The sequence below is a fragment of the Methylobacterium platani genome, from assembly GCF_001653715.1.
Taxonomy (GTDB): domain Bacteria; phylum Pseudomonadota; class Alphaproteobacteria; order Rhizobiales; family Beijerinckiaceae; genus Methylobacterium; species Methylobacterium platani.
Genome location: NZ_LWHQ01000017.1, coordinates 252305 through 260068, shown reverse-complemented (window position 1 = coordinate 260068; position 7764 = coordinate 252305). Strand labels below are relative to the sequence as shown.

Here is a 7764-nt window from a genome sequence, read left to right as displayed (position 1 = left end):
GTCGTCCGGGAAAGGGGGTTAAGCCCACGATCGACCGTGAGGTCGACCGCGCCGCGCCGGAGCTTGTGTCGTGGACCGTGCGTGCGGCGGAACTCGGGATGACGCGGGAGGGTGGCAAGCATTGTCGCGCAAGTCGAACAGGTCGTGAATGTCTCGGCCGTCATGGAAGCCGGGGGACGTCACACTACGTCCACCACCATCGGCAGATCCCCGGGCGGCGCGTAGCCGGCGAGATCCAGCACCCAGCGCCCCTCCCCGTCGGCGATGAAGCCGAGGCGCGGGTAGAGGTCCGCCACCATGCCGTTGCGGTCACTGGGTCGGTAGAGCCCGACGAGCCGGTCGGCGCCGCGTCGCGCGGCCTGCGCCGCCAGCAGGGCAAGGGTCCCCTCCTCGACCCGCCGCCCGAGCACCCGGCAGCTCATCAGCCAGGTCTCGATCACGAGGTCCCGATCCGCCGGCCGGCCGATCGCCACCGCGACGACGCCCTCGTCGCCGAGGCGGTCGGTCAGGCGCAACTGCAGGGTCAGGGCGTCCGGATCGTCGATCAGCGCGGCGGCCTCGGCCTCGCGCAGCCGCCGCGTCGTCAGGTTGAACTGGTTGGTCTTGTTGACGAGCTGGACGATGCGCGGGAGGCCGAGGGCGTCGAAGGGGCGGCCGGTCAGCCGCATGCCGAGCCCGGCCAATGTGCCGGCGAGGTCGGTCGGGGCGACACCGCCCGTCTCGATCCGGCGCGCATAGGCCTGCGCCCGGGAGCGGTCCTCGTCGGTCAGCGCCACGGCCTCGAAGTAGCCCGCATCCGCCAGGCAGCGGGCGACGAGCGCCGGTTCCTCGGGCACCTCCGGCACCGCCACCATCGGCAGGTGCTCGCGCACGAGCGCGCGCTCGAACGGGTTGTCGTCGACGAAGACCAGGGCGTCGAGGCCGAGCCGGAGCTCCTGCGCGATGCGCCGGAGGTTCGTCGCCTTGTCGTCCCAGTTCGCCGTGAAGGCGGCGAAGTCGGAGAGGCGCAGGAGCATGTCGGGATGCGCGGCGAAGGGCAGGCGCGCCGTCTCGGGGTCGTTCTTCGAGCAGACGGCGAGCAGGATGCCGCGGCGGGAGAGGTCGCGGGCGTAGGCCTGGAGCGCCAGGAAGGACTCGCCGGCCGCGCTGCCCTGCCCGAGCGTGAGGCCGGCAAGCCCGTCCTCGCCGATCGTCCCGCCCCACAGCGTGTCGTCGAGGTCGAGCACCAGCGCCTTGGCCGAGCGGCCGAGCCGGGCGCCGACGAGCCGGGCGACGAGGTCGCCGTAGAGCGGGCCGGCGGCCGGGCTCACCGCCTGGCGGGCCCTGAGCCACAGCGCCGGATCGTGCCACGCCTCGAGGCCGTGGCGCAGGACGGCGTCGTCGAGGGCGAGGAGGTCGACGCCCTCCTCGGCCGCCGCCTCCCGCAGGGCGGCGTTGAGGCGGGCCGTGCGGGCGGCGAGCGAGCCCGGCATCCGGTGCTCGTTGCCGCCCATGAGCGGGAGCGCGGTCGGCAGGAACGTCTGCTGGACGATCGTGCAGCGATGGCGCGCCCGTGCCCGCGCCCACAGCGCCCTCAGGCGGTCGAGGGCCTCTGCGATGGCCGCGTCCCCGACGGCGTCCGGGTCGGACGGACCCAGCAGATCGGCGGCGTCGAGGGCGAGGAGCACGGTATCGGGCCGGAAGGCGGCCAGGTCTTTGCCGTCCGAGCCCTCGCCGTCGATCGCCTCGCGGTACTGTCCGTAAGGAGCCTCGAAGACCGTGAGCCGCAGGTCGCGGCGCAAGGCCCCGACCCGGATCCCGGCGGCGAGGTGCGACAGCGTCGAGGAGCCGAGCAGCGCGAGGCGCACCGGCTCGCGGCCCGAGAAGCGTCGGCTCACGACCCGGTCGAGCCGGCCGGTCCGCGCCGGATCGAGCCGGGTGCGGCTGAGCGCCCGAAGCGCGTCCCAGCCGTCCGCCTCCGGCAACGCCTCGGCCGCCGCGAGCCGGGCGGCGAAGTCCGGCGGGCTCGCGGGCAGCCAGTGGAGGTCGGCCGTCACCGCGGCGCCCTGCGGGCGATGATCGCGGCGAGGTCGCCGACCGTTCCGAGCCCGTCGACCTCCCGGGTGGTGAGCTTGATGCTAAACCGCGCCTCGACCGCGATGACGAGCTCGATCATCCGGGTCGAGTCCCAGCCCTCGACGTCGTCGGCGGTCAGCTCCGGCGCGAGCCGGACCGGCTCGCCGAACACCTCCTCGAACAGCGGCGCCAGCTCCGCGAGGGCGGCCTCCTCGGTCACGGGGTCAGCCGCGCGGTGAGAATCTTCAGGCTCGCCCCGGCGAAGAGCGCCGCGAAGGCGCCGTCGAACCAGCGCCGCAGGCGGAGGTAGCCGGCGGCCATGCGGCTTTTCGAGAACAGCCAAGCGTAGCCGGTGAAGATCAGCGCGCTCTGCAGGCCGACCGCCGCGATCACCAGAGCCAGCTCCGCCGGGGAGGTCCGGGCCGAGATCCCGAGGGTATAGAGCGAGCCGAAGAACAGGATCGCCTTCGGGTTGGTGAGGTGCAGGGCGAGCCCTCTGGCGTAGGCTCTTCTCGCGTCGGCGCGTCCCGCATCGGGGCGCGACGCGGCCGCGGCCGGCGCCCCCCGGATCGCGCCGCGGGCCGACTTGAACGCCAGGACCATCAGGTAGGCGGCCCCCGCGTAGCGCAGGATCTCGAGCGCCCAGGCGCTCGACGCCATCAGGGCCGCGAGCCCGAGCGCCGCGGCGATCGACCAGGTCAGCGAGCCGGTCGTGACGCCGAGCGCCAGCATCAGGCCGGCGCGGCGCCCGGACTGCATCGCCGTGTCGGCGATCGCCAGCGTCGCCGGGCCGGGGCTGGCGCTGGAGACGAAGGCCGCCGCGAGGATCAGGGGAAGGTCGATCGAGAGGGTCATCGGGCCGCTCAGCCGGTGAGGCGCCGGGCAGAGGCCGGCCCTTGCAGGAGTGCCGTGCCGGACCGCCTCTCCGCAAGGGCCGGCTTTCGACCCCGCCCATGACGGGGCGTCATGGGGGCGAGCCGTGCCCTGCGCGCCGGGGTGGCCTGCCTGCCCGCGTCTTGCATGCTCGGCCCGAGTTGCTAGCTCACGCTGAACAAGACTCCCGGAGAGCCCCGGCATGAACGCCCGTCCCGACGCCCGCGACTTCGCCACTCCGCAGAAATTCGGCATCGGCCAACCGGTGCCGCGGGCCGAGGACCCGGTGCTGGTGCGGGGCGAGGGCCGCTACACCGACGACCTGATGCTCGCGGCCCAAGCCTACGGCGTGTTCGTGCGCAGCCCGGTCGCCCACGGGATCGTGCGCGGCATCGACGCCGCGGCCGCGCTCGCCATGCCGGGTGTGCTGACGGTCCTCACCGCCGCGGATCTCGAGGGCTACGGCGCGATCGGCAACGGCCTGCCGTTCAAGAACCAGGACGGCACGCCGATGCGCAAGCCGCCCCAGGCCTCGCTCAGCACCGACCGGGTGCGCTACGTCGGCGAGCCGGTGGCGCTGGTGGTGGCCGAGACCCTGGCCGAGGCGCGCGACGCCGCGGAGGCCGTGGCGCTCGACATCGAGGATCTTCCCGTCGTCACGACCGCCGACGAGGCGGCGGCCGAGGGCGCCCCCCTCCTCCACGACGACGCGCCCGGCAACCTGGCGCTCGATTTCCGCACCGGCGACCAGGCGGCGACGGAGGCGGCGTTTGCCGAGGCGGCCCACGTCGCCTCCCTCGACCTCCTCAACAACCGCCTCGTCATCAACCCGATGGAGCCGCGCTCCGCGATCGGCGTCTACGAGCCCGAGAGCGAGCGCTTCACCCTGCATGTCGGCTCGCAGGGCGTGTTCGGCCTGCGCAACTCCCTGGCCGAGGGCGTCCTGAAGCTGCCGCGCGACAAGGTGCGGGTGGTCACCGGCAATGTCGGCGGCTCGTTCGGCATGAAGGCGCCGGTCTATCCCGAGTACCTGCCGCTCCTGGAGGCGGCCAAGCGCCTCGGCCGGCCGGTGAAGTGGACCGACCTGCGCTCGGAGAGCTTCCTGTCCGACCATCACGGCCGCGACGTCGCGGTGACGGCGGACCTCGCGCTCGATGCGCAAGGAAACTTCCTCGCCTTCCGGGTCAGGGGCCGGGCCAATATGGGCGGCTACCTCAACCCGCTCTCGCCCCTGTTCCAGACCGTCAACATCGCCCGCAACATGGTCGGCGTGTACCGCACCCCGGTCTACGACGTGGCGGTGGAGTGCCTCTACACCAACACCACGCCGATCGGCGCCTATCGCGGCGCCGGCCGGCCGGAGGGCAACTACTTCATCGAGCGCCTGATCGACACCGCCGCCGCCGAGACCGGCCACGACCGGGTGAGCTTGCGCCGGCGCAACCACATCCGCCCGACCGACATGCCCTACCGGGCGCCCTCGGGCATGACCTACGACAGCGGCGACTTCCCGGCAGTGCTCGACCGCGCGCTCCAGGCCGCCGACTGGGACGGCTTTCCGGCGCGACGCGCCGAGAGCGAGGCGAAGGGCCGCCTGCGCGGCATCGGCATCGGCGACTACCTCGAGATCACCGCGCCGCCGACGAACGAGATGGGCGGGATCCGCTTCGAGGCCGACGGCACGGTGACGATCGTCACCGGCACCCTCGATTACGGCCAGGGCCACCTGACGCCCTTCGCCCAGGTGCTGCACGACCGCCTCGGCATCCCGGTCGACCGGGTCCGCCTGCTCCAGGGCGACAGCGACCAGCTCATCGCCGGCGGCGGCACCGGCGGATCGAAGTCGCTGATGGCGAGCGGCACGGCGCTCGTCGAGGCCGGCGACCTCGTGATCGCCAAGGGCCGCGAGGCCGCCGCATCGGTGCTCGAGGCGGGTCCGGCCGACATCGAGTTCCGGGACGGCCGCTTCACCATCGCGGGGACCGACCGGGGCATCGGCCTCCTCGATCTCGCCGCCAGGGTGCGGGCGGGCCTGCCCGACCCGTCGGCGCCGAAGAGCCTCGACGTCGCCCACACCCACAAGGAATCGCCCTCGGCCTTCCCGAACGGCTGCCACGTCGCCGAGGTCGAGGTCGATCCCGAGACCGGCGTCGCCACGGTGGTGCGCTACACCACGGTCAACGATTTCGGCACCCTGGTGAACCCGATGCTGGTCGAGGGCCAGCTCCACGGCGGCGTGGTCCAGGGCATCGGCCAAGCCCTGATGGAGCGCACCGCCTACGACGAGCAGGGCCAGCTCGTGACCGGCTCGTTCATGGATTACTGCCTGCCGCGGGCCTCCGACGCGCCGTCCATGGGCTTCGAGAGCCACGCCGTGCCCGCCACCACCAACCCGCTCGGGGTGAAGGGCTGCGGCGAGGCGGGCTGCGCCGGCTCGCTGCCGTCGGTGATGAACGCCCTCGTCGATGCGCTGCGCCCCCGCGGCATCCGCCACATCAACATGCCGGCGACGCCTCAGGCGATCTGGTCGGCGCTGCGGGCGGCGGAGAAGGCGGCATGAGCGATCCCGCGACCCTGGCGGCGCAGGCCCGCGTCGGGACGGCCAATGCCAGCCGCTACCTGACCCAGCTGTGCAAGCACTGGAGCCACAAGTTCCCCGACACGACCTTCACGCCGGAGCGCGGCGTGGTGCCGTTCGGGGAGGGGCGCCGCTTCACGGCGGAGGCCGATTCGGAGGGCCTGACCCTGCGGGTCGAGGCGGCGGACCTGGAGAGCCTGACCCGGATGCAGGGCGTGGTGGCCGAGCACCTCGCCCGCTTCGCCTTCCGGGAGGATCTGGGCGGCCTCGCCTGGACGCGGGTGGTGTGAGACCCCACTGATAACGGCGCCACCGTCCGCAGGGAGACGATTACCGCATGAGCACGCACGACGCCCGCCTCGACCGGCTCGCCGAGGTCGCCGTGAGGGTCGGGCTCGGGCTCCGGCCCGGGCAGGAACTGGTGATGACGGCGCCCCTCGACGCGCTGCCGCTCGCCCGCCGCATCACCGCCCAGGCCTACAAGGCCGGCGCCTCGGTGGTGACGACCCTGCTCGCCGACGACCAGGCGACGCTCGCCCGCTTCGAGCACGGCCGCGACGACGCCTTCGACCACGCCGCCGGCTGGCTCTACGAGGGCATGGCGAACGCCTACCGCGGCGGCGCCGCGCGCCTCGCCATCTCGGGCGACGATCCCTCGCTGCTCGCCGGCCAGGACCCCGACAAGGTGGCCCGCGCCAACCGCGCCCGTTCCCGGGCCTACATGCCGGCGCTCGAGCAGATCGCCAACTTCGCCACCAACTGGACCATCGTCTCGGCGGCGACCCCGGCCTGGGCCCGCACGGTGTTCCCGGACCTGCCCGAGGAGCAGGCGGTCGCCCGGCTGTGGGACGCGATCTTTTCCGCCTCGCGGGTCGACGGGCCGGATCCGGTCGGTGCCTGGGAGGCGCATAACCGGGCATTGTCCGACCGCACCGCCGCCCTCAACGCCCGCCGCTACGCCGCCCTGCACTTCCGCGGCCCCGGCACCGACCTGACGGTCGGCCTCGCCGACGACCACGAATGGTGCGGCGGCGCCACCGCGGCGAAGAACGGGATCGTGTGCAACGCCAACATCCCGACCGAGGAGGTCTTCACCACGCCGCACAAGCTGCGGGTGCAGGGCCGTGTCGGCGCGACGAAGCCCCTCTCCTACCAGGGCACCCTGATCGACGGGATCACGGTGCGCTTCGAGGAGGGCCGCATCGTCGAGGCCTCGGCCCGGACCGGGGCCGACGTGCTCGCCAGGGTGATCGACACCGACGAGGGCGCGCGGCGCCTCGGCGAGGTCGCGCTGGTGCCGGCCTCCTCGCCGATCTCGGCCTCGGGGCTGCTGTTCTGCAATACCCTCTACGACGAGAACGCCGCGAGCCACATCGCGCTGGGCCAGGCCTACAGCAAGTGCTTCCGGGACGGCGGCGCCGGCCTGAGCGAGCAGGACCTCGCGGATCGCGGCGCCAACCGCAGCCTCATCCACATCGACTGGATGATCGGCTCGGCCGAGGTCGACGTCGACGGCGTGACGCCGGAGGGGCGATCCGTGCCGCTGATGCGCCGGGGCGAGTGGGTCGACTGAGCCGGCACCGGGCGCCGCTCACGCCGCCCGGAGATGTCGCGAGACATCCAGGGGATCCGCGCCGGGCGGCCGACGCGGATCCCCTTGCGCGTCCCGGCCGGACCGCGACCGGCCGGCGGGAACCGGCTTCAGGCGCTGAGCCCGAGCAGCACCACGATGGCGATGCCGAGGGCGAAGCACGAGGCTGCAGCGAGCACGACGGGCATCCGATGGCCTCCCGGGTTGACGATGGAGGCGTGCTAGACCGGGAGTGAGGCCGCTCCGTGACGATGGGGCAGGCAAGGGGCCGGGACGGCGTGGCCGTGAGCGTCCGATCCGGGCGGAGCGCGGCCGGACTCGCCCGTCGAGGTATGTTCCGGTAGAATGGCTCCCTGGACAGGCAAGGAGAGCCATGCATCTCGTCGTGACAGCCCACACCCCGGACGGGCACCTCTCGTATCAGCGCACCTCGCCGGAAGCGGCCCTGGAGAAGGCCGACGAGCTCGCGGCCGAGGGCCACGAGTGGATCGTCATCACCGACATCACCGGCCGCCACTACGAGCCGGGGGAATTCGACACGCTGTTCGTGCATCCGGGCAGCTAGAGCAGCGACCGATCGCGCTGCAACACGGTACACGACACCGCGACTTCGGCTCGACCATAGGGGCGGACGATTCTCGTGAGCCTCCCCCTTTCCCGGACGACT

The 7764-nt window shown here is 73.1% G+C and carries 7 protein-coding genes; 4 read left to right on the top strand and 3 right to left on the bottom strand.

Going from position 1 to position 7764, the window contains the following annotated elements:
* Window positions 1-179 precede the first annotated feature (179 nt).
* The 3 genes from A5481_RS10925 to A5481_RS10915 are packed head-to-tail and all read right to left on the bottom strand — an operon-like array spanning window position 180 to window position 2910.
* The gene (locus tag A5481_RS10925; RefSeq protein WP_048435813.1) at window positions 180-2036 is read right to left on the bottom strand and encodes an HAD-IIIC family phosphatase; all 1857 of its coding nucleotides are present in this window, start codon (window positions 2034-2036) and stop codon (window positions 180-182) included.
* On the bottom strand, window positions 2033-2275 hold the full coding sequence (locus A5481_RS10920) for an acyl carrier protein (protein ID WP_048435812.1): 243 nt from the start codon (window positions 2273-2275) through the stop codon (window positions 2033-2035). The genes A5481_RS10925 and A5481_RS10920 overlap by 4 nt, the downstream gene beginning before the upstream one ends.
* Entirely contained in the window at window positions 2272-2910 is a 639-nt protein-coding gene (locus A5481_RS10915; RefSeq protein WP_048435811.1) for a LysE family translocator, read from the bottom strand. Before A5481_RS10915 ends, A5481_RS10920 begins: the two co-directional genes overlap by 4 nt.
* Window positions 2911-3130: 220 nt before the next feature.
* Between A5481_RS10915 and A5481_RS10910 the strand changes: the two genes are divergently transcribed.
* From A5481_RS10910 to A5481_RS10895, 4 genes are all read left to right on the top strand, one after another.
* Entirely contained in the window at window positions 3131-5488 is a 2358-nt protein-coding gene (locus A5481_RS10910; protein WP_048435810.1) for a xanthine dehydrogenase family protein molybdopterin-binding subunit, read from the top strand.
* On the top strand, window positions 5485-5796 hold the full coding sequence (locus tag A5481_RS10905) for a DUF2218 domain-containing protein (RefSeq protein ID WP_048435809.1): 312 nt from the start codon (window positions 5485-5487) through the stop codon (window positions 5794-5796). The genes A5481_RS10910 and A5481_RS10905 overlap by 4 nt, the downstream gene beginning before the upstream one ends.
* Before the next feature lie 47 nt (window positions 5797-5843).
* Window positions 5844-7079 carry an aminopeptidase gene (locus A5481_RS10900; RefSeq protein WP_048435808.1) on the top strand — a complete coding sequence of 412 codons (1236 nt, stop codon included), beginning with the start codon at window positions 5844-5846 and terminating at the stop codon, window positions 7077-7079.
* A 391-nt stretch (window positions 7080-7470) separates the two neighbouring features.
* On the top strand, window positions 7471-7662 hold the full coding sequence (locus tag A5481_RS10895; protein ID WP_048435807.1) for a hypothetical protein: 192 nt from the start codon (window positions 7471-7473) through the stop codon (window positions 7660-7662).
* Window positions 7663-7764 lie beyond the last annotated feature (102 nt).

Excerpts from the sequence above, each read along its gene's own strand:
- A5481_RS10915 (WP_048435811.1), bottom strand. The coding sequence starts at position 2,910 with ATGACCCTCTCGATCGACCTTCCCCTGATCCTCGCGGCGGCCTTCGTC.
- A5481_RS10910 (WP_048435810.1), top strand. The coding sequence starts at position 3,131 with ATGAACGCCCGTCCCGACGCCCGCGACTTCGCCACTCCGCAGAAATTC.
- A5481_RS10905 (WP_048435809.1), top strand. The coding sequence starts at position 5,485 with ATGAGCGATCCCGCGACCCTGGCGGCGCAGGCCCGCGTCGGGACGGCC.
- A5481_RS10900 (WP_048435808.1), top strand. The coding sequence starts at position 5,844 with ATGAGCACGCACGACGCCCGCCTCGACCGGCTCGCCGAGGTCGCCGTG.
- A5481_RS10895 (WP_048435807.1), top strand. The coding sequence starts at position 7,471 with ATGCATCTCGTCGTGACAGCCCACACCCCGGACGGGCACCTCTCGTAT.